Origin of the sequence: Nostoc cycadae WK-1 (assembly GCF_002897135.1) — a bacterium.
Lineage (GTDB): Bacteria > Cyanobacteriota > Cyanobacteriia > Cyanobacteriales > Nostocaceae > Nostoc_B.
Window position 1 is genome coordinate 75,816 of the sequence record NZ_DF978443.1, and the last position, 22,767, is coordinate 98,582.

Annotated in this window: 14 protein-coding genes and 1 tRNA gene; 1 reads left to right on the plus strand and 14 read right to left on the minus strand. The window is 39.3% G+C overall.

The genetic code is table 11. The features are described 5' to 3' along the window. Window position 1: 1 nt before the first annotated feature. The 7 genes from NCWK1_RS25565 to argF form a co-directional block, all read right to left on the minus strand. On the minus strand, window positions 2–1,636 hold the full coding sequence (locus NCWK1_RS25565) for a DNA sulfur modification protein DndB (protein WP_096577884.1): 1,635 nt from the start codon (window positions 1,634–1,636) through the stop codon (window positions 2–4). A gap of 3 nt (window positions 1,637–1,639) precedes the next feature. After that, complete coding sequence (locus NCWK1_RS25570; RefSeq protein ID WP_103126640.1) at window positions 1,640–2,194, minus strand: GIY-YIG nuclease family protein; 555 nt, start codon at window positions 2,192–2,194, stop codon at window positions 1,640–1,642. Window positions 2,195–2,640: 446 nt separating this feature from the next. Further along, complete coding sequence (locus tag NCWK1_RS25575; RefSeq protein WP_096577888.1) at window positions 2,641–4,713, minus strand: AAA family ATPase; 2,073 nt, start codon at window positions 4,711–4,713, stop codon at window positions 2,641–2,643. Further along, on the minus strand, window positions 4,710–4,883 hold the full coding sequence (locus NCWK1_RS29770) for a hypothetical protein (RefSeq protein WP_187308249.1): 174 nt from the start codon (window positions 4,881–4,883) through the stop codon (window positions 4,710–4,712). Before NCWK1_RS29770 ends, NCWK1_RS25575 begins: the two co-directional genes overlap by 4 nt. Window positions 4,884–5,244: 361 nt before the next feature. Next, window positions 5,245–6,720, minus strand: a complete 1,476-nt coding sequence (locus NCWK1_RS25580; RefSeq protein WP_103126641.1) for a DNA phosphorothioation system restriction enzyme — start codon at window positions 6,718–6,720, stop codon at window positions 5,245–5,247. Window positions 6,721–6,818: 98 nt separating this feature from the next. Further along, window positions 6,819–7,424: a transcriptional repressor LexA gene (lexA, locus tag NCWK1_RS25585; protein ID WP_096577892.1), complete on the minus strand. Its 606-nt coding sequence runs from the start codon at window positions 7,422–7,424 to the stop codon at window positions 6,819–6,821. Window positions 7,425–7,568: 144 nt separating this feature from the next. Beyond that, window positions 7,569–8,489 carry an ornithine carbamoyltransferase gene (gene argF, locus NCWK1_RS25590; RefSeq protein WP_103126650.1) on the minus strand — a complete coding sequence of 307 codons (921 nt, stop codon included), beginning with the start codon at window positions 8,487–8,489 and terminating at the stop codon, window positions 7,569–7,571. 557 nt (window positions 8,490–9,046) lie between these two features. Here argF and NCWK1_RS25595 point away from each other — a divergent pair. Beyond that, window positions 9,047–9,118 (plus strand) — tRNA-Thr (locus tag NCWK1_RS25595). Between the two features lie 438 nt (window positions 9,119–9,556). Here NCWK1_RS25595 and NCWK1_RS25600 read toward each other — a convergent pair. From NCWK1_RS25600 to NCWK1_RS25630, 7 genes are all read right to left on the minus strand, one after another. Then, complete coding sequence (locus tag NCWK1_RS25600; protein ID WP_103126642.1) at window positions 9,557–10,858, minus strand: hybrid sensor histidine kinase/response regulator; 1,302 nt, start codon at window positions 10,856–10,858, stop codon at window positions 9,557–9,559. Beyond that, window positions 10,855–13,677, minus strand: coding sequence for a CHASE2 domain-containing protein (locus NCWK1_RS25605; protein WP_103126643.1), 2,823 nt, complete (start codon window positions 13,675–13,677; stop codon window positions 10,855–10,857). The genes NCWK1_RS25600 and NCWK1_RS25605 overlap by 4 nt, the downstream gene beginning before the upstream one ends. A 124-nt stretch (window positions 13,678–13,801) precedes the next feature. Then, window positions 13,802–14,719, minus strand: a complete 918-nt coding sequence (locus NCWK1_RS25610) for a DUF928 domain-containing protein (RefSeq protein WP_103126644.1) — start codon at window positions 14,717–14,719, stop codon at window positions 13,802–13,804. Window positions 14,720–14,909: 190 nt separating this feature from the next. Next, entirely contained in the window at window positions 14,910–17,477 is a 2,568-nt protein-coding gene (locus NCWK1_RS25615; RefSeq protein WP_103126645.1) for a CHAT domain-containing protein, read from the minus strand. Between the two features lie 87 nt (window positions 17,478–17,564). After that, the gene (locus NCWK1_RS25620; RefSeq protein WP_245894991.1) at window positions 17,565–17,801 is read right to left on the minus strand and encodes a hypothetical protein; all 237 of its coding nucleotides are present in this window, start codon (window positions 17,799–17,801) and stop codon (window positions 17,565–17,567) included. 107 nt (window positions 17,802–17,908) lie between these two features. Further along, window positions 17,909–20,281 carry a type IV pilin-like G/H family protein gene (locus tag NCWK1_RS25625; RefSeq protein WP_103126646.1) on the minus strand — a complete coding sequence of 791 codons (2,373 nt, stop codon included), beginning with the start codon at window positions 20,279–20,281 and terminating at the stop codon, window positions 17,909–17,911. A 269-nt stretch (window positions 20,282–20,550) separates the two neighbouring features. Beyond that, window positions 20,551–22,767, minus strand: a 2,217-nt coding sequence (locus NCWK1_RS25630) for a two-partner secretion domain-containing protein (protein WP_281259168.1), incomplete at its 5' end; no start/stop codon positions are given.

Below are 22,767 nucleotides of genomic sequence, written 5' to 3' on the forward strand. Positions count from 1 at the left end.
CTTAAGCTTGATTTTCTACTTCCTCTGTTTCTTTAAAAATATCTTCATCGTCTTCAATTTCATCAGATTCTTCTTCGTCCTCTTCATAAGAATCAAGTAAATCTCGAACTTCAGCAAAGGAATCATCTGATTCAGAAGATTCTTTTATCTGCTCATCAATTAATTGAACTTCAGGTAATATCACATGAAACTCTTTTCTCCAATTTGAAATTAAAACTTCATTCCAATTAACCTCATTACTGACATTTTCTTTAGTACGTTTTATTAATTCTCTCACGCCATCAGATGAATCAAGCAATATCATTTTGAGAAGTTCTATGCATTTCTCAACTCCAGAGTTTTTAGTGATCATGGCTAGTTTTTCATTTGGTTGTACTAAAATATTAGACCAATGAGATTTATTTCTATTGAAAAAGCCATCTTCATACATCTTAGTTATACTAAGCGATATGGCATCAAGAATTTCTGGAATACGGTACTCTATTCTTATCTTAAGCAAGAACCTTGAAACAGCAAAAAAAAGAATTCTTTGTCCTATAAGAGTATACAGAATGTTGGAACCTCGCAATTGTTTTATACTTGCTTTTTGGTTTGTAGTTAATCGAGGTTGCTCCGGTTGAAGAGGAATGTTTATACCTACGTAGTCAATCTGTGATACCCAATCCTTGAATGGCTGAAGTTCAGTAAAAAACCACTTCAGCAATGCTTTAGTGCCTATTTCATTAAGTTTAGGATGAGACTCATAATAAGTCTCCAGAGCCATATTACGCTCATTTGGTGAATTGAATGATTTCTTTAAAGCTTGCTTCTGATGATCTTTCAATAGTTCAACAGCACATTGGCTCAAGAAATCTAGAGTCGTTAGATAAGGGTCTTGTTGATTCAAGCTTCTTGTTGTGTCAGACCATTTAACGAATCTATCTTGAAGCACTCCTTCCTCTAAAAGCTTTCTAGGAATCAATGCTGATATTTTGCTGTCATCTAACAACAGTTGAGTTGGTTTATCGATTGATTTTGCTGTCTTGTTTATAACTGTAAAAATATTGCGAGTCGCTTTGATTATCTCATCCCTTACAGTCTCACTTAGGTCTGCATGACCAACTCTACCAAGATTACCAAACACTAAATAAACAACTGGTATGTCAAAGGTTTCTAAACAGCTAAAATTGTCATTTATTTGTTGAGAGCTTAAAGGCTCTTTTCCAGTATGGACATTCCAATATCTTCTTAATGAAAGAAGTCTATGTTGACCATCAATTACAATTCTAGCTACATTCTTATATAGCTTTAAATTGACCCATTTTTCAATAGTTTTTCCTTGACTAGTAGCTGGAATGAAGTCCCAAAACTCTCTTTGGTCATTTGAATTAGGCAAAAGTACAACTACAATTGAATTAAAAAAGCGAATTCCACCCAGTGCTAGGTAAGAAAATATTTCTGTATTCGCTCTATTTTCATCTAGTTTTCTTTGAACTCGTTCAGAGAAGCTCCAACTGCCTTGAATTTCATCAGCAAATCTAATGTTTTCAACTGCATCACTTTGATCAAGAGTTGTTATAAAGTACCTAACATCACCAAACTTACCACTGATTGCCTTATATTCAATAGTCTCTGGAGACTGATTATCTAATTCCATTTTCTAACTCCTCTGTGTATTAAACTTAGGCTGACATAGTTGAATCAACAAACTTTCCAACTCTCTAGAAATATTTTTTGGGCAAGGTAAACAAACAAATAAAAATTCATCATTGGATATTAAATTTGCGTACTTTGAGAAAAACCCATCATCTCGCTCCAAATGTTGAATGAATCTATCTCTTAAGTTACTTGCAGTGCCAATGTAATCTGGGCGCTGGAAAAGACTACATGAAATAAGAAGATTTTTTAATAATCTTCGTTCTTGAGGTTTAGAAACAGCCTTGATAAATAATTCCATTTTTTGAGACAAGCCAACTGACTCTCCACAAATATCAACAATAAACTTGCTTCTATTATCTATTTCAGCAAATCTTGTTTTAAATACCGTACTTTTCATACGAGTATCTATATGTTCAAATAATTTGTTTTCTAAAAAATCAAAGGCATGGTATAAGGCATAAATACCTGGTACTTCAGGAAGATAATCTGCGGCGGATATAGTAGCCGTAACTACTTTAAAGTTGTTGAAGAAGTTATCGTGAACTGTTTCTTCCATACATATAATAGAAATCATGAGAAATTTAGCTCAGAAAAGTTAGTTTCTGATTTTTTTTACTATTTTTACTCAATAATTAATAATAAAAAAATTATTTTAGAAATCATACAATCATTGAGACGGAATGCAATATGTTATCCATTTGCATACGTTGCTAGTTAGTTATTACATAAATAAACCTTTTATTGCAAGTAAAAAAGGCCATTTAGTACAAAATATATTCAATTGTTACAAACTCAAATTTTTATTTGAGAAATTAAATATTTTGATAGGTAATTTTATTATTAAGAATTTTTAAAATTTGTATATTCAAATTTTTTATGATAAATAAATTAAAATTTAGCAGTTAATAAAGATCGGTTAAAAAGTATGGTGGCTTGTGTAAACTAATATAAATAGCATGATTTGTGCCTATTTACGACTTGTAAAATACGCTCTAACAAAAATCACCAATTACGCTCAACCACCATCACCTCAGTATATTCAAACTCATTCGGACTTTGCTTCACTAAAGCATATCTTTCGTCACCCAACTCAATATAATCTTGTTCACAATCAGGTTTAGAAGAATAATAAGTCAGCACATATTCTCTGCCAATTCTATTTGTCATTTCTTGTTCTACTTCACCCCGCCATTGAGTTTTCGTGACTAAAATGATTAACTGATTTGCTAACTCAGGCAGTGTTTGAGCAATACGGCGGCGATAAGTTTCATCTAAACTACCAAAGGGAGAATCCATCACTATTGGGAACGTGCTACTATTCGGCACAGTTAAAACTTTGCGCTTTTCGCTCCATTCGCGGACTTTATCAATAATACTGGCAATAAAAGACAAACTGAGAATTTGATTTTCCCCGGTAGATGCAGCAACAAGTGATTCTACTCTGGCTGTATTTTCTACTAAGGTGAGTTCATATTTATCGCTGATTTTAGGTAAATATGGTGCAAATGATATTAATGTAAATATCTCTTGTAATCGCTTTTCTAATTGCCAACGAAACTGTTTTTCCTGCCGATTTTTAACTTCAGTTAAGCGTTCAATTGCATCTTGAGTGACGTTGATGCGTCTTTGTGCCAATAATTGTTTTTCTTCATTCAGTTTCTGCTTGGCTATTTGTTTATTTAAAGCATCAATCTCAGTTTTTAAATGGGAAATTCGCTGTTGATTTGCACCTTGTTCTCGATTCAATTCATCAATTTTACTTTCAATTTCATCTAGGCGTTTTTGCAAACTGCTAATTTCTTCGTTCGCATCTTTACGCAACCGTTCATGAATGCTATCTAATTCAGTTTCAATTTGCGAAATATTTTGACGCAACTGATTAATTCTGGCTTGTTCTCTGTCTACTTCTTCCCAAAATGTTACAGCTTGCTTGTCGATTTCGTCTACTTGTGCGCTCATGCGAATTGCAGTTTCTTCCACCACTGAAGAACCTGCTCTTTCTAACCAATTACTTACATTTGTATGGTTATGACTACCTGCGTTTAATTCAGCACCACAAATACAACGGTTACTTTGGAGTAATTCGTTAATAAATTCCCGCGAAATTCCAGATGTTAATTCACCGCTTGCTTTCAAGTTATGGATAATTGTCCGAAATTGTGTTGTAGTCTCTGATAATAGAATTGTATACCCGCGGGCTGAAATAATTTTTTTGAGTGTGTCTCTAGTTTGGCGGAGACTTTCTTGATGAGATGTTTTTTGGTTTTCTAATTCTTGCCGTCTTTCTTGCAGTTCTTTAGCTGCGCTCAGTTCCTGTAAACGATTACCTGTCTCTTTTTTAAGGCTTTGTTGATGTTCTAATTCTTGCTTAATCTCTGTTTGTCTAGTGTTAATCTGAGCAACTTCTTGTTCCAACTTTTCTTGCTGTTTTAAAAGTTGTTTAATTTCTGAGTCACCAATGGCTTTTAGTTCATTCTCTAAACTTTTTTTGGCTTCACCGAGATGTTTGATAGAACGGTTAATTACCTCTACCCCCAAGAAAATCTTGATAGCTTCAGCTATTTCCGCTTTTTTGTCAGAACGAACTATTTCTTCAATGCGTTCCCCATCAAAGAAGAAGTATTGATGTAAACTTGCTGGTAAAATCTGCCCGATGATTTCTTCTGGTTTCTGGAGGGGAAAATACCATCTACCATCATCCCCAGCAACTTGCATTAATAATTCTGTTTTGAGTAAGTCGAAGTCAGTTTTGTCTTTATAAATCCGACACTGACGTTTAGCATTGTAGCGTTTACCCTCATGCTCCCAGTTTACTTCTACCCAACATTCTATCGATTGCCCAGTTTTGGCTTCCGCGATCGCTCTTTTATTTACCAACTGTTCTGTTGAAGCAAAAGCAGCACTAAACTTCTCATATAATACCCAGGTAAAAGCATTCAGCAAACTGGTTTTTCCGGCTCCATTATTACCATGAATAATTGTGGTGTTGAGAATATCACCCCCAGCCAAAACTATCTCTGGTGTTCTGCCATAAAAAGATCGGAAGTTACACAGTTTAATGGAAGTGAGCTTCATTGTACGGCTTCCTTGACAATTGCCAAAATATCATCGTTGATGGGGCTATTACTTTTTTTATCCAGCCTGCTTTTTTCTAGATTCCAGATTCGCTCAATAATTTGCCGCACTTCCGGCGAGGCGCTAGTAATTGGCTCTTGCACATCATCGATATTTTGCTCTGGCAACATCTCTGTTTCGTATGAGTTATGCTTTATTTTAGCTGTCTGTCTCTGCAATTTTACATCCGCAATGCGACTCTTATTCGCATCTTTAATTTGGGGGAATTATGAGCGGAGAAATTTTAAAATTTTTTGACAAAATTGGGGTTGAGTTTGGGGAATATACTGATATACTGATTTTAGGTTAAATATTGATTATAATAGAGTGTATGCCGCTTTAAAAATTTTGCTTTTATCCTATTATTATCAATATTAACTATCCCATGATAAATTGAGACATTTACAGATAGCAAACAAAATTTTACAAAATTAACCGCAGATGTAGACGCGTAAGCGACTTGCCACAAGCTACGCAGACGCAGATTAGTATCTAAACATCTAACAATCCATAGCGTTTTTGTAAATCTAACAATTTCATTCTTGCTTCCCCAGCATTATCGGCTAAATCGGCAAATTCCACAAAGCGGCGCAGTTCTTTTCTTAATAGATTGCGTTCAACTTCTATGGTTTCCCTATCCAAATTTGGTGGCAGCACAATCATATCGTAAATAGTCGCCCGTTCCTTACTAGGATGGGGGCGTAAAACTCTGCCTCGACGCTGAATAAATTGGCGCGGATTTCCAGAACTCGATAAAATCACCGCTGTTTTAATTGCCGGAATATCAACGCCCTCATCTAAACAGCGAATGGCGACTAACCCTTGTAATTCTCCACTTTCAAATTGACGGCGTAAAACTTCTCTTTCTTCTAATTGTGTTTGGGCTGTGTAGGTACTAACTTTATACCCTAAATCTCCTCCCAGAATTTTCACAACGGCTTTGAGTTGTTGCAGAGATGAACGTCCTGTTTCTAATGAACCATCACTACAATAAAACAGTGTATGAGTGGTTTCGCGGCGTGTTGCCATTAATTGCCGTAAGGCGGATAATTTATTGGCTGCTGCACCAATTAATCTCGCCCGTTGCATTAATAAAGGTTTTAAATCTTCATTGTCTTCAAAGTTTGGGTTATTACCTATTTTGCGTTCTCGATATAGTAGAGAACGTCCGATTTTTTTAGTTAACTTTAAATAGGCAATACTTTCTGTTTCCGTTAATTCCACCAAAATTGGATAATACAAATAATGTACCAAAGCTCCTTGAGCGATCGCATCCCGCAATGTAAACTCTGGTTGCAGTACCGGGCCGAAATAATCAAATAAAGATTGCGTACCGCTATCATCAAAATATCTTTCAGGCGTAGCAGATAAAGCTAATCGCAACCCAACCCGTCGAGGTAAGCTTTCTTCTAATTTTGGTGCGCCTAAATTATGGGCTTCATCACCAATAATTAACGTTTTCGGCGGTAAATACTTGAGTTGCGATTGGAAACCTTCACCAATTAATGTGGAGTTAGTAGTAATGATGGTGATAAAGCCTTGAGAACCAGAACGCAAATTGTAAAGTTGAGTAGAAAGTTGACTTTGCCAACTGCGGACATTCTCAAAGGCTAATATCGGTTGTAAATTAAACTTTTCGCATTCTCGCGCCCATTGAGTAACAAGATGGCGATAGGGACACACCACCAACAGCACTTGTAAGTTAATTTGCTGGTACAATTCACAAGTGATCGCCAGTGCAGTGATAGTTTTACCACTACCAGTTGCCATTTTTAGCGTACCTCTACCGTTGTTAGCAAACCAATTAGTGACAGCTTGATGCTGATACTGGCGCAATTGCAGAGATGGCGGTATCCTCGGACATCCTGGTAGTGCTTGGTGATGGTACTTACCCTTATCTTCCCTAGCAAAAGGTATTCTTAGCCGAAAAGCAGGTATTTGCTGCACCGAATTTTGCGTTAGGTACATAAAAAATCAAAAACAAAGTTGGTGATGAACCCTAATACAAAGTCAAAAGTTAAAAGTAAAAATTTTTTCTTTTGCCTTTTGACTTTTGACTTTTACCTTCAGTTATATCCACGCCAAACGCCAACAAGAGAACCTTGAACCTGTACCTGCATAGCTAAAACTTCAATGGGGCTATACTTTTGGTTAGCAGGTTGGAGAGTGACGCGATCGCCATTGCGGTAAAAACGTTTTAATGTATTACCGTAACCATCCACCCTTGCTGCAACAATTGTGCCATTTTTTAACTGATCTGGTTCTATGACTGGTCGTAAAAATACCACATCGCCATCAGCAATTAAATCTTCTATCATACTGTCGCCTGTCACCCGCAAAGCATAGGTTTGTGGCGGTAAAGCAAAGTTGCCAAAATCTAAATAATCTACAGCCTCCGTGTAAGGCTCAATTAAACCACCAGCCGCAATATTGCCTAAAATGGGTACACCTTGTTTGACTGGATGCAAAACCCGGATTGTGCGGGCTTTACCTTCAGTCCATTCAATGTAGCCTTTATTTCTTAAATGTTCTAAGCGACTTTGAATAGGTGCTGGCGACTTCAAATTCATCCCTTGCATCATTTGTCGAATTGAAGGAGAATGTTGGTGCGTTCGGATATATTCTGCCAACCATTCATATAATTCTTGTTGCGCTTCTGTTAGTCTTTCCATAATAATTGTTGCAAGTAAATACAAATGTCCCTAGAACATTAGTACTACAAAAAAATCCAGATAACAAGGTTAAATAAAAAAATAAAAGGCAAAAGAAAGAAAAATTTTGGTTCTTTTGCCTTTGATCTTTTTAGGCTTTCCTGTTCATTCCGCCCCCAAAATACTAGCCAGCAAAGCTTTTTGTGCGTGGAGACGATTTTCGGCCTGATCCCAAACTCGTGACTGTGAACCTTCAATTACTTCTTCAGTAATTTCCTCGCCGCGATGGGCTGGTAAACAATGTAAAACAATTGCATCTTGATCAGCCAAACTCAGCAGTTGTTCCGAAATTTGATAAGGTTGAAAAATTGGCATTCGGTCATCAGCTTCTTGTTCTTGACCCATACTTGCCCAAACATCAGTGTAAAGTACAGAAGCATCCTTAGAGGCTAATTCCGGGTCATAAGTCAGCATAACTTCAGTTTTACCACCCGCGATCGCCCTTGCTTGTTCTACAATTTTGGCATCTGGTTCAAATCCTTGGGGAGTAGCAACCCTGACATTCATCCCCGTCAAAGCGCAACCCAGCATCAAAGAATTCGCCACATTATTTCCATCACCCACATAAGTTAAAGTTAAACCAGCCAACTTCCCAAAACATTCTTGAATCGTCAATAAATCAGCCAATATCTGACAAGGATGTTCCGCATCAGTCAGCGCATTAATTACGGGAATTTTGGCATAATTAGCGAAAATTTCTAAATCCTGCTGGGCAAAAGTCCGAATAGCCAAAATATCTAAATATCGATCTAGTACCCGTGCTGTATCTTGAATTGGTTCACCGCGACTCACTTGGGTAACATTAGGATGCAAATCGATTACCTGTCCACCTAGTTGATACATCGCCACAGTAAAACTCACACGCGTGCGAGTGGAAGCTTTAGAAAACAGCAAACCCAACACCTTATTACACCGCAACTTTAGCTGTTGAGATTTAAGCTTACCAGCCAATTCCAGAATTTCTTGAAGTTCCGTTGGACTGAAGTCCGCCAGACTTAATACATCTCGTCCGATTAACACTGCCATATTTTTGATTTGTAAAGAACAATTATCTTTGAAGGCAGGAGTTAGGAGGCAGGAGGCAGGGTTTAAGACCTCCACTGAACGAAAGTTCAGTAGCTATTGTTCAGGAGGGTTCAGAATCCCCTTCTGCACAAAACCTGCTGCCTCCTGCCTTCTGCCTCTTGCCTCCTTCATCCATTGCTGTTTCTTTACCTAGCCGTGTCAAAAAAAATACAGTTTGCCACTGTATTCAATCTTTTTGCGTCCAGCCCAGGATTTTTAGTTAGCTTTTGCTATGAATATTAATTTATCAACTTTATCGGCAACTCAAGGATTTTTTTGTCTCGATTCTCAATAACTGTAGGGTGGGCAATATCCGCAACGCAAAAATCAGATAAGAAGCGCATTTTCACAATTGCCTATCTGACTTTAATTGAAATAAAACTGCTGTTGCAAGATGCAATTATTTAGGTTTAGGGACTAACCTTCCAGTCTCGAAGATCCAATCTAATTTTTTTCGCAGCTTCCTCTAGACAAATATTTTGCTTATGCTATAATCAGAAATCGGTGAGCTTAATAATGCCAGCATAGCACAGTGGTAGTGCATCCGACTTGTAATCGGAAGGTCGCAGGTTCAAATCCAGCTGCTGGCTTTAACCTAAATTTATTTACATTTCATTGAGCTTGATACTTATTCAATATCTCATGAAAGCGCAACTGAACTTGATTGCACACATCCAAGTTGAGTCATTTAGCATCAATAGAACTTACGCAAAACACCTCTCAAACTCTCATTTATCCGTAACCTCTGCGTAAGTCCTGATCAATATTCAGAGTTGACCCACGCAAACACATCGTCAACTATGGGATTTAGGGAAATTTATTGAACCTCAAGAACAGCGCATTGTCTACACCAATTTTGATGATGAACTAAGGCAGATTGTCGAGATTAATTACCAACTCAAAAAACTGGATTCAGACCTGAATAGTACCACGAAAAGCTAGTGGCTTGGGTTGATTTAATGGCTACTAAATAGTCTAAAAAAATATGATAGCAATAGTTGCTTTGATTCCTAGCCAAGAGTGCAAAGCTAAATTGGTAGAGTAATCACAAACTTCGTTCCCTGACCAGAAATTGACGAACAGCGGATGTGTCCATTATGTTTATCGACAATGATTTGGTAGCTAATCGCTAATCCTAGACCAGTTCCCTTACCCACAGGTTTAGTTGTAAAAGATGGCTCAAAAATTCTAGCTTGCACTTCCGGCGGCATACCTAAAGCATTATCTTCGATACAAATTGTCACTGTTTGTTGCTGCTCATCAACCGATGTAGTAATCGTGATCGTGTATTGACAAGGGGCTATCTTCTGTTTTGAGGCGTTTTGATGCAGGTCATCAAAGGCATCAATAGCATTAGCAATAATATTCATAAACACTTGATTCAGTTGTCCGGGATAGCAAGTAATTGGGGGTAACTCACTGTATTTTGTAACAACTTCGATTTTAGGGCGATCGCCTTGGTCTTTAAGGCGATGTTTTAATAGCATAATCGTACTATCCAGTCCTTCATGAATTTGAAACTTGATCTTAGATGAAATATCGGCACGAGCAAAAGTTCTCAAAGATAGGCTGATGTCTTTGAGACGATCAATTCCCTGGTGCATTGATAAGAGAAGTTTTGGTAAATCCTCAACTAGATACTCTAAGTCAATTTCTTCCATCAGTTCTTCTAGTTCGGGATCAGGCTCTGATAACTTGTGCTGTTGCAGATTCACCAAACGAAAAAGATCATTTACATATTGCTCAATATAAGTGCAGTTGCCACTAATAAAACCAATTGGGTTATTAATTTCATGACCTATACCCGCAACAAGCTGTCCCAGAGTAGACATTTTCTCACTCTGGATTAATTGCAATTGGGTTTGTTGTAACTGTTGTATAGAATGGGTTAATTCCGCGGTACGTTCTTGCACCCGCTGTTCCAATGTGCGCGTCAGATGGGATATTTTTAGATGTAACTTGAGTCGAGCAATGACTTCTTCTTGTTGAAAAGGTTTGGTAATGTAGTCAACTGCGCCAATTTCCAGTCCTTTCACTTTGTCTGTAGCATCAGACAAGGCAGTCATAAAAATGACAGGAATACTCTGAGTGATATCATTAGCTTTCAGCCTGCGACAAGTTTCAAATCCATCAAGACCTGGCATCATCACATCAAGGAGAATTAAATCGGGATGAGCGTATTCTGTTTGTTCAATCGCTGACTCGCCATCCGTCGCCATCAGTGCTTTCCAACCACATCCCTTAATCGCTTCAGATAGCACCTTCAAATTATTGGGATTATCGTCCACCAATAATATGTGCATTGGTTTCAAAAGAGCTTCAGTGATCATTGATGTGACTCCGTGGTGACAAATTTTTTCAGGAACTTACGGATTTTTGTGGTTTGGAAATTGGCAGTAAGTTTACCCAAGGTAGTCGCAAAAGGAGTGAACTGACTATCTTGTTTAATTAACTCTGTGATCATTGCCTCGATCGCGGGAATATCTCCCATCATTGCTAGATGATATAGTTGTTGCAAAATCTCCTGAGATGGCAAAGTCAACTCACTATTCTGCTCTATTGGCTCATTCTTGGCCGGTAACTGCTGAGATGGGGCATAGATCCAGTCCACATTGAGAAGCGATCGCACTGCATTTAATAGTTCATCAACTTGCAAAGGTTTGGGTAAGAATGCTGTTGCGCCAGCCTCTAAACTTCGTTGCTGATTTTCCTCGAACACTCTAGCACTAGAAACAATAATCGGAATCAAACGAGTGTGGGGATTTTCTTGTAATTGCACCATTAGCTCAAAACCATCCATGTTTGGCATCGCTAAATCAAGCACAATCATATCTGGCTGATACTCAGTTGCTACTTGTAGCCCTTGTTTGCCGTCGGTTGCTTCTAAAGTTCGACAGCCAATTTTTTGTAGCAGACTACTCAACAGAGAAAGGTGGTTGCGATCATCATCGACAATCAAAATTTTGGGCGTACGACCCCGAATCCCCATGATTTTCTGATCGCTGGCGGCAATAGTTCCCGTATTCCAGTCATGAGACACTGGTACTGGTAGTGTTAAATCCAACCAAAATAGACTACCTTCTCCCAAGCTACTCTGTACTTGAATTTGGCTACCCATTAATGTGGCAATTCTTTGACTGATGGCTAATCCCAAACCTGTACCTTCAGATTTCCGTCCAGCTTCACCTACTTGCTCAAAGGCCAAAAAGATTTTCTCTAATTGGTCTGGTGACATCCCAATACCTGTATCTTCAATCTGGAAGCGAATCTTCTGATAACTTATTTCTTGAGTCTCATTGATCACTTGAGAAGACTCTTGCTCAATCACATCTACTTTAAATGTGACGCTACCAGTGTCTGTAAATTTGATAGCGTTGCCCAGTAAGTTGATCAAAACTTGCCTTAGCCGCTTTTCATCTACTTGAATGACAACTGCTAGGGAATTGTCCATTAAAATATTAAATCCAATTCCTTTTTGTTCGGCTCGAATACTGCAAATCTCAGTTACACTATGTAAAAAAGTGGGTAAATGTACATTAGTTGTGACTAATTCTAATTTACGAGCTTCAATTTTCGAGAGATCTAGAATGTCATTGATCAGCGTCAGTAGGTGCGACCCGCATTGATAAATAATACTGACTCCTTCCCGATTTTTCTCAGTCAAGTTTGGCGATAGTTCTAGTACTTGGGCAAAACCCAGAATGCCATTTAACGGAGTGCGTAACTCATGACTCATATTGGCGAGAAACTCGCTCTTGGCCTCGTTAGCAGCATCAGCAGCCTGTTTGGCCTCCAGCAGTTCATGAGTTCGCTCTTCAACTTTGAATTCGAGAGTTTTGGAATAATCTAGGAGTTGAGAGTTGGCAATTTCTAGTTGTCGATTCGCTTCTTCTAATTTCTGTTGTTTATAGGCATTAGTAGTGGCAATGACGCTACTAATGAATGCTGCTAACCCTGGAGTTACTGGAATTAGAATACCGTGCAGAAACATCCCGTAGCCACCACCCATCAATGCACCACTGATACCTACAGTTGCCCACAGAATTTTCCCTCCTGGAATCTGGCGCTGGGTACGCACACTCGCTAAAAACCAACTACCTCCAGAGCCAATCAAAGACCACACAATAATCCACAATGACGCTGTAATTCCCGAAACGCCGTGCAGGTTGGCTTTGCCAGTTTTTGCGCCTTGGACTATTTGATGGGCAATATTGGCATGAATAACAACCCCTGGTGTAGGTTTTTGGGCAGAAATCAAAGAGGAACTGAAAGGTGTGCTAAAAAATTCATTGGTACTAGCAGCCGTTGACCCAATAAATACCATGCGATCGCGCATCATCTTTGCCGGAATTTTGCCTGCCAACACATCTCGCATAGCTACTGTGCGAAATGACGCTTCTGAACCATACCAGTTGAGCAAAATTTGATAGCCACCAACATCAGCATCAGAATAACCCGCCTCTTGATTTTGGAGTGGTAGATAGATTTGCTTATTCAAACGAAACTTCTGTTGCTTTTCGTCAACGGATTCTAAGGAGATTTTGTCAAATTCCAGGTACTTGAGGGCGACAAGAGTTGCCAGTCCCGCTTTAACTTTTCCTTCTTGTTTGGCATCAGTCGAGGTAAGTAAGGCACGACGCACATGGCGATCGCCATCTAACACCAAATCTGCTAATCCTACTTGATCCAGTTTTTGCAATTCAGGTGGCGGATTAACACGCTCCCCAGTAATTTTCTCTACGCCAATTAAATTGGGAGTGTTACGAAAGATGTGGACAAGTTGTTCATGTCCTTTACCTTCGGGTAAATCTCGATAGATATCCAAGCCTATGGCGCGGGGTTGTTGCGCTCGGATCTTTTCTAGTAATTGTGCTAGTGATAAATCTGGAATGGGCCATTTACCAACTGATTGGATATCGCGTTCATCAATTGTCACAATAACAATTTCGTCAGCTATGATATTTTGCGAACACCCAATTAGGGCGTGTGCTTCGCACGAACGCTGTCGCATCCATTCATCACGAAGTTTCCACTCCGGCAAATTAAAAAGTCCCAATGACTGCCCAACAATAACTGTGAGAGCGACACTGGGAGTAATAATTAAAACACTGCGAGAGCGTTGGATGAAACCTTGGAATTTACGCCACATAATTTCGCCAGAGGCTTATAACATTGATTCGCATTCGTCAGCCATGACTCCACTAAAATACTTGTCTGAGATTAGGTAATGGGGATTGGGGTCTTCTTAGTTATTAGTCCCCAGTCCCTAGTCCCTAATTAGTAGATGCTACTAAGGGAACTGTTGCAATATCCTTTAAGCTAACGGAGGACAGAAGTTCTTGCCATTGCTTAATCACGGTGACATTTTTAGGTTGGGTAGTATGCAGCCCAGCCATTGTGGCTACACAGTCATACCACACACCATTTTTACCTAAAGCAGTTGCTCGCTTCAGAGCATCTTCCTGCTGCATTGCTGTTGCCAGTTCAGCAGTAGGCTGGATACGCTCAATCCAACCATCAACGTAAGGTGTACTTGGGCTAAGTGTTCCATCCACTTTCAGCGCCAAGAACCATTGATAGTTTTTCCCCACCTCTAAAGCAGGTGCATCCGCTGGTAATTTGACTGCTATTACTCCAGCTTTCCCCGCAACCGGAATGGTCATTTGATACTGTGTATTACCAGTTTCATTTTTGAGGCTAAACACGGCTTCTTCTGCATTAGAAGGAGGAAGGTAGACCAAAATTGTAGGGTGTCCGGAAATCGTTGTGCCATAGAAGCTTTCTGGTAGAAGGGCGATGAGCGCTGCCGGCCCAGTTGCTGCTACAGTCGAAGGATTCAAGTAGTAAGTACCAAGACGGGAAGCGCCTCCAGATGCCTGTTGAGGCGCGCTGTTATCTTTTTTAGGGGTAAAAAGATTGCCACGAGAAGCCCCCCCAGATGCCTGTTGAGGCGCGCTGTTATCTTTTTTGGGAGTAAAGAGATTGCCACGGGATGCGCCTCCGGTTGCTTGTCTAGGCGCACTATTACTTTTATTTGGGGTAAAGATACTGCCGCGAGAAGCACCTCCAGTTGCTTGTTTGGGTGCAGAATTTTTAACCGGCGGAGTAAATGTTATGGCAGATGCACTAGCACATGTACTGCTAACAATCAGAGCAATGATGCTCAATGTAGTTAGATGTCGATGTTTCATTATGTTTGACCTCATCTCATTAAGCAGTGATAGAAAATACATTGATAACCACTGTACAGATAACTCCTGAAAAGCTTCTAAACACTAGTTAAATTAGGGAAGGTTACTAGCATTTATATCCGAATTTGGATGAAAAATCCATAAAATAAGTGTTTTGTTTCATCCGAAATTTCACAGTAATATTACGTAATCAAGACCAGTTCCCTACCAAAACAAAGGCAGACCAAAAAAACGGATCGCGGAAATCAGTTTGGCGAATTAGGTTAATTTGTGCCTGTCGTAGTGCTTCAGCTTTTGTGATTTTGGGCTGCCGTAGTTGGTCATAGAAACGAGTCATGAGCATTTGGGCGGCTTTATCTTTAACTGGCCAAAGTGTGGCAATAGTGGAACGAGCGCCGGATTTCACCGCTAAACCTGCTAATCCCAGAGCAGCACGATCATCTCCACTAGCAGTATCACAGGCACTTAGTACTAATAATTCGATCGCCTTTGATGAGTTTCCACTACGATTTTTCAGGAGTTCGGACAATTCTTTCACATTCACTTGTCCATCCCACGTAAGTAAGAAAGTATCTTCGAGACGAGAACTAAATTGTCCGTGGGTTGCTAGATGGACAACATTAGCCTTATTAGATTTGATCTGATCGGCGAGGGCTTGACTGGTGAATTGCTGGTTGAGTAAGGCTGAAGATGGCACTTTTTGGGCGATTTGCTTCACTTCTGATTCCACTGCTGGTAAAGCACTAAAACCAGCACGAGATTCACTAATCCCACCGACAATCGCATCAATGTGGTTTTGTTGGAATGACCGAGCCGCCATCAGTTGCAATCCTGGTGAGAGCGCCACAGCATACTTTTCAATCAGATATTGCTTACCGTCGTATAAGGCTGCCATAGGAATGTTCCGCAATCGCCCATCTAAGACAAATACCAATGTTTTAGTGTCTTTGAAGGCTTGATCTGCTTCTGCTGGACGAATCAACCAATCATAAATTTGTCGGGATAATTGCTCCCGAACGGTTGAGTCGGAAACTGGGTTGAGAGCAACCAGGAACTTCTCTAGAGTTTGATCAATTTCTGCTTGAGATTTGGCAGTGGCGTAGTAACGTAGTGGTTTTCCGGCTTGAGAGAAAATTACGCCTAGGCGATCGCTTAAAATAATCGGATAAACGACTGTTGCCGTCGGGTCAACTTTGTCAATTTGCTGGGCTTTATCCAAACAAGCTTCCCGGAAAAAGTTATCCAGTTCAGCAACTTGTAGTGATTCAATCAATTCGCGTGCTTGAGTTAATGCTGTCTGGCTAGGTTGGTCATCTAGCAGTAAACTCACTAGTTCCCGATAGACAGGCTCAACACTTTCCCGGAAGGAAAATTGGACATCGGGGTTGACAGCAGCCATATCCCCACGCAATGCCTTTAATGACTTCACTGCTTCGGTATAAGCTGTAATTGCTTGGGGGTGGTTGCCTTGTTGTTTATATAACTTGCCAACCTGCCAGGCTGATTGAGCAATCAAATCATCCGCTTGAATTTCACGGGCAATATTCAGAGATTTCTCGGCTAGTTCCTGTGCCTGAGACCACTGTTTTTGGCGACTGTAGAGTTGCGCCCACTCATACAGCGCATAGGATTGGGCGCTACTATCCTGAATTTTTTGGGCAGACTGAACAGTGTTCGCCATCAGTTGTGCCAAATCTTGACTAGGTAAAACTTGCTCTGGGTTTTTTAAGCGATTCAATGTGGCAACAAAATTAATTGCTGCACCCAGGGAACTATGACTGGGCGGCAGTTCTGACAACTGTTGTCGTAATTGTGGTGCCAGGGGAATTGCATATTCCAGTTTGCCGTAATCTACTAATAATTTGAATCGAGCTAAACGCGCTTGTAAAGCTTCATTAGGATTTGTAGCTGTGGTTTCGGCATCTTCAAAGTAATTTAGGGCGGCTTCTGGGTCTTGCGAATCAGAAGCAACTTTCCCCAGACTGGCAAGAATAGAACTTAATTGAGTTTTAGCGGCAATTTGCTGGGCTGTGGCTAAACTTTGTTCTAATACTGGCTGACTGTTGCGATCGCCAATGGCGTGTAAAGCTAAACCCAGAGATCGCAACCCACTAACTTTGATTTCGGAATCTGGCATTGCGGCTAACTTCTGCCCTAACGCCTCCAATTGCTGTTTTGAACGACGGTAAAATCCCAAACTTTGTAAGGCTTGTGCTTGATTGATTTGACTGCCTAAGCTGCCCATTTTATCCCCTGCTTGCTCATAATATTTTTGAGCTTGTCGCCAAATATCTAGGGCAGTTTCCGCTTTGCCAGTACGTAGTTGTAAATTTGCTTGAGTATTCAGTATTTGCGCCCAGATAATCGCATCTATAGAGGGTTGAGAAGTTTGCAAAATTTTTACACTTTGTTCGATAGATTGTTGGGCGACTTCCCATTGGTTGAGTTCTTGTTGTGCCAACGATAGGTAACTTAAACTTAAAGCTTCGTTCCGGCGATCGCCTTGGCTATGGTAATTTTGTACTGCCTTCTGCCACGCGTTCACCGCTTCTGTAAAGTTGCCTGAATGGTAAAGCTGTCGTCCTTGTTCTAGCCAATTTGTAGATTCCGTAGCGGATATATTGACATTGAGGCTAGGAGGAGAATTTGTTGGTGCTTGTATAGATGCTTGAGCAGGTGTAATAGTAACTGCCAAATACAAACTCAAAAGACTCAGACTGATATATAGCCAACGACGTTTTTTAATTTGGAGATTCATACGTTAGTGACTAATGGGTTCAAAGTTGGTAGAGGAAAATTTGCAGCCTTAGAAATTTCTGGAGTACATTAAATCGACAAATCAGCATTACAGGGAGATGGGGGTGCTTGAGCATTCACATTGCTGATTTGCAAAAATGCAGAGATGTCCTGTCACGGGCATTAGACCAAGTGTGATCGCGTAACTCCTCATATCTTGGCTGAGATTTTGCGGTATACCACCGCGTCCTGTGGCGACAAAACTACTACCATTTGTATTAGAACAACCACTAGCTATCGGCTGCGATGAATCAGTAACATTGGCTGGCAATTCAATTAAACTCATAAATTAGTCGCCTTTTATACCCATATTTTAGTATTCCCAAAATGCTTTGGTTTCTAACTCAACTGACTAGGAAATGATTTGGGAGTTAACTGGGAGGGTAAGGGGTTTTAAAGTTTTCCTGTGTAAGTTAGTGGCGATCGCTGAATTTGAGATTGCCAAATGGGTTGTTGATTAAGATAAATCAACCATTTACCATTAGATGAAGATTTATAGACCCATTGATTACCCAAACAAACATTTGATGACATTTGAGAGAGGGAATTTGGTAAGGCTTTATCGTGGTGAATAGCTGCTTTTATCTGTAAGACTTTTTGCAACATTTCTGACTCCAACATCAGATGATGAGCTTTTAAAAGCTCATTGACATAACTTGGTTTCACGGAGCTATTAGCTAAAAAATACCGTTTTTCTAAAGCTTGTAAGTCCACTGAACAAAGATTATCTTTTTTTCGTTCTATTTCAGCATAAAATTCTTGATTCAGCTTATATGTATTCACTCCATACCAATTACGATATAGCTGAGATAACGGTGTATCGTTATCTAATGGCATAATTTTATCTAAGCCTTGTAGTTGAAAAAAAGCTTCAGTATTCAATGCCTGGATCATAGCTTTTGTATAGTCTTTTTCCAGTAATCGCTTTTGCCAGACTACAGGTAAATTATCGATTTTCTCCATCACCCGGATTTGCGATCGCCTGATAATTATATTCACAAGTTGACCAATTAAAGATGGTTCATCCTGGAATGATGTACTGAGTCTCCAAGATGCCTCTAACGATTCCAGCATCTCTTGAGTCTTCCCTTGCTGCTGCTTATCTAAAATGTCAATTACCAACAAACGATGTAAATTGACAATACTTAAATAGCTCGGACTAGGAGCATTAAAATCTCCCTCCTTAATCGATTTATAATCTAATCCCCAGCGAGGTATTTCCTCACTCAATAGTAAGTTACGAATGCTGGCGATCGCAGTTTTATTTTTATTCACATAACTGCGTAAATTGTTGGGTAATTTATTATTAAATTGCGGTGATTTATCATTGAACTGCTCTTGTAATAATTCCGCAACTTCCGAGAATGCCTCATTTTTATTGTCAGGTATTTTTAAATCTTGGTTAGGCATAGTTAAAACATTGAAGCCTAACTGTAAAGCTGCTAATTCCTGAATTTTTTGTGCTGTGCTGTTCTTGACGGCGGAAAACTTGTCAAAGAAACTATACATTTCCGAATTGATTTCCTGTCTTTGTTCTAATAACGAAGGTTTTGCGGCTTCTAGCACAGGATTAATTTTCTGAAAAAATGTATCTACAATTGGATTAAACCCACGTTCTGCACTAAGTACTGCGAAAATATCATATTCAGTAATTCCTAAAACTCCTAATGCTAAATAATACTTTTGTAGGGATTGCAAATATTTACCTTCTTTCGCTAGTTTATCTGCAACTTGTAAAACCTGTGTCTTTTGAGGTTGATCAATTTCTAGAATTTCAGCCTGATACTTTGTCAGGTTTTCAATTTCTTGATTTATAAATGTAGTTTCCTCTGGAATAAGACTTATCTGGAGAGAATCTTGAGGACAAATGAGTAAATCATTGTTATTTAGATTATTTAAATTTTCTAAATCTATAGTTTCCTGTTCGGAAATTTCACAAACGATTGACTTGCGCTGTATAGTGCTAGATTTATTAGGTTTAACTATTCCAATATAACTTTTTTGTTTTTGACTAGGAAACGGAGCTATAACAATAATTCCATTTTGGATATTTTTGATTGGTAATAATTTTAATTTTAACTCAGAAAATGATTCGACTTTACTTAGAGGAAATCCAAAAAGCTTCTCTATATCATCTGTAAACACTTGATTGCGCTCATAATATTTCTGTTGTAGAGAGTTTATAATACTAACCAATACTCTCTGCTGTTTTTCATTTTCTAACTGCTCGGAGATTTTATTTTCATTCTCACTCAATTCCAAGTTTCTAAAGCCGGATGGACATTCAATACCTTGATTCTTTAAAATTTTAGTTGGTAGTTTAGGAATAACTAACTTATTTTGCTCACTTTCGCACAGAGTAGATATTGTGATTTTGTCATTTGTATCCGTTGTGGTTAAAGCAACAAAATTAATATAAGTTCGAGAGCTATTTTGCTGCGGTGCTAATACAGTCATGACAACTTTATTAGCTTTTTTATCAGTAAATATCTGCCATCCATAACCGGGAATACTATTTTCAAAATTTGCATCTAATCCTAACTGTTGAATTTGAGTGGCGAAAACTTCATTTTCTAAAAAATATGCTTGTTGTACGCGACCAACTGAGCCTAAATTAGATAAAACTTGTTTCTTAAAAGCTAGTTCTTGACCAGCTATTTGTTGAGATTGCTGGTTAGTGACAGTGTTGGCTTTGACATGAGATGTTGCAGTCAAACAACAAATTAGGCTAATACTCGGCAATAAACTAAGTAAAGATAATTTCATTGATATTTTGTGTGGATTATGTTAGCAATAATTATTAATACCAAAGTGAATAGATAGTTTGGTTTCAAACCTATGAAATAATATATTAATCAAGATTTCCTATCTAAATAGTTGGGATTATTACCCGTTATAGGGTCTTTTAACTACAAAATACATCCCTAACATTACTTAAAATACTTTATCCTGATATATTGAGAGTATTGCTTGCACTAGATAGTCAGCACAAAACACTGCTTTTGTTAACGCGAAGCATCTTTGTAGAGTAGCTATTATTTTATTTGTGCAGCACAAGTGAGAGATGTTTGAACATTGGCTACTTGAGGAGCAATTAATTCGATTTTGCCTTGGGCGTTGCGTCTCCAGGATGTTGCTTGGACAAGAATTTTTGAGGAAGAAAGTGTTTGGGCTGGCAATTGCTTTGTGGTGTGGAATGCAGAGATATCACGTATGTCTGACCAAGTGCGATCGCTCCCAATTTCCTGTGTCGGATTTTGCGGTATGCCACCTCTTCCTGTGGCGACAAAACTACTACCGTTGGTATTTGCACATCCACTAGCAATTTGTTGAGATGGATCACTGACATTTGCAGGCAATTCCACTAAACCAGAATTGGGGTCAACACCAACATTATTCACTTCAACTGTACCATTCACCCCAAATTGGGAACTAGCAGTAATATCATTTTCTGGGGTTAGTTGCGGACGATATTCTAAACCAAAAATCCCCTGAGTTGTAATGTCAATATTTCCGCCTTTACCTTGGAAAGCATTGGCAATGATATCGCTGTTTTCTAAGCCGAGAATGATAGGTGAATTAATGGTAATGTTACCACCATTGCCAGTAGCACCAGCTTCAGCATTAATGAAGCTACCATTACGCATAAGCAAATAATCGCGGAGTTGGAGATTGATATTGCCCCCTTGACCAACTTTTGTGGATGCAGAAAGACTACTACCATTGTTGAGATATAACGTATTAGCCTTAACGTTTAAGGTACCTGCGTCACCTTGAACTTCATTTTCAACAAACACTCTTGCCCCATCACGAATGGTTAATTGAGGAGTATTAATGGTGACACTACCTGCATTTGCTTTAGAGGTACTATTGTCACTAATTGTTGTAGGAGTTCTCACTACAAATAAACGGGCGATCGCTCCAATATAACTAGGATTTGCTGCGTCTTTCATCCCACTCACATCTATTGACTCAGTGGCATTAATGGTAAGATTGCCAGCATTCCCTCTACTTACACTCGAAACTGAGACTAAACCCCCATCTTGTATTGACAAATTCCGAGTATCTAAATGTAAGTCTCCTGCATCTCCTGGGCCAAAAGTATTCGCTGATAGCAAGCTGATAAACAGCGATCCTGGAGGAGAACCTAAACTTGAGACATTTACAGTATCAGCAGTAACTTTAACATTGCCACCCTGACCGCTAGAAAAGCTCCTAGTCCCAACATTAGCACCGCCCAAAATTGAAAGGCTATCAGTAGAAATCGATAAATCTCCACCTTGTTTAGTTCCAAAAGCAGCAGCAACAAGCACACCAAAGATGGGAACAGTAGATGTATCTTTCGGATCAACTCCACCCACAGACACAGCATTGGCATTGATTGTAACGTTACCACCACGGGCCGAGTTATAGCTACGATTCATGACAATTCCCCCGCGATCAATGGTCAATGTTGGAGTTGTAATCACAATATTTCCTGCGGTTCCTGATATTAGAGCTTCATTGACTATGCCACTGGAACTGCGAAAATCTGCTGATCTCCCAACCACTTGTAGCGATTCTGTGGCATTAACAGTAATATCACCTGCTTTACTGCTGCCTAAATTTTGAACTACCAGCAAAGAACCATCCCGAAGATTGATCTGTTTACCCTGAAGTTGAATCGAACCTGGGCTGGTTCCGCGTACAGATGCAACAGTACGTTGACTCATTTGGATATTACCAAAGCTAGAACTATTACTTGGATAGCTAAATGTTAATGTTTGTGGTGTGAGATGGATATTTGCACTGCCTTGAATAATGCTTCCAAGTTCTATTCGTCCACCCGGTGCAGAAAGAAAGCTACTATCGAGAACGAGATCACCACCTATTAAAGCTAGTGTTTTTCCAGGTTTAACCTGTAAGCCATTTGTACTAGTTAATCCAGTAACAGGAGATGTAGGGTTTAACTTACTATTATTTCCCATTCCTTGCACGGAAATAGTTCCCGGATTGCCCCCAAGTTGTAACCCTACAGGTACACTCATACTTAACAATGGGGATTGAGTTATGTTGGTGCTAAACTCTTTGCCATCAGCAAATTTGATGCTATGAGCAGTTGTTCCCACAAAAGAACCACCCACATTTAAGCGAGCTTTGTCCCCAAATATAATCCCCGCCGGGTTGAGTAAGAAAAGATTAACACCGCTATTAGTGTTGATAGAACCATTTATATAAGAAACACTATTAGGCGTTGCATAATAGAGGGATGA

Bases quoted from the DNA above. Each gene is read 5' to 3' on its own strand.
- NCWK1_RS25565 (WP_096577884.1), bottom strand. From the start codon at position 1,636: ATGGAATTAGATAATCAGTCTCCAGAGACTATTGAATATAAGGCAATC.
- NCWK1_RS25570 (WP_103126640.1), bottom strand. From the start codon at position 2,194: ATGGAAGAAACAGTTCACGATAACTTCTTCAACAACTTTAAAGTAGTT.
- NCWK1_RS25575 (WP_096577888.1), bottom strand. From the start codon at position 4,713: ATGAAGCTCACTTCCATTAAACTGTGTAACTTCCGATCTTTTTATGGC.
- NCWK1_RS29770 (WP_187308249.1), bottom strand. From the start codon at position 4,883: ATGTTGCCAGAGCAAAATATCGATGATGTGCAAGAGCCAATTACTAGC.
- NCWK1_RS25580 (WP_103126641.1), bottom strand. From the start codon at position 6,720: ATGTACCTAACGCAAAATTCGGTGCAGCAAATACCTGCTTTTCGGCTA.
- lexA (WP_096577892.1), bottom strand. From the start codon at position 7,424: ATGGAAAGACTAACAGAAGCGCAACAAGAATTATATGAATGGTTGGCA.
- argF (WP_103126650.1), bottom strand. From the start codon at position 8,489: ATGGCAGTGTTAATCGGACGAGATGTATTAAGTCTGGCGGACTTCAGT.
- NCWK1_RS25600 (WP_103126642.1), bottom strand. From the start codon at position 10,858: ATGATCACTGAAGCTCTTTTGAAACCAATGCACATATTATTGGTGGAC.
- NCWK1_RS25605 (WP_103126643.1), bottom strand. From the start codon at position 13,677: ATGTGGCGTAAATTCCAAGGTTTCATCCAACGCTCTCGCAGTGTTTTA.
- NCWK1_RS25610 (WP_103126644.1), bottom strand. From the start codon at position 14,719: ATGAAACATCGACATCTAACTACATTGAGCATCATTGCTCTGATTGTT.
- NCWK1_RS25615 (WP_103126645.1), bottom strand. From the start codon at position 17,477: ATGAATCTCCAAATTAAAAAACGTCGTTGGCTATATATCAGTCTGAGT.
- NCWK1_RS25620 (WP_245894991.1), bottom strand. From the start codon at position 17,801: ATGAGTTTAATTGAATTGCCAGCCAATGTTACTGATTCATCGCAGCCG.
- NCWK1_RS25625 (WP_103126646.1), bottom strand. From the start codon at position 20,281: ATGAAATTATCTTTACTTAGTTTATTGCCGAGTATTAGCCTAATTTGT.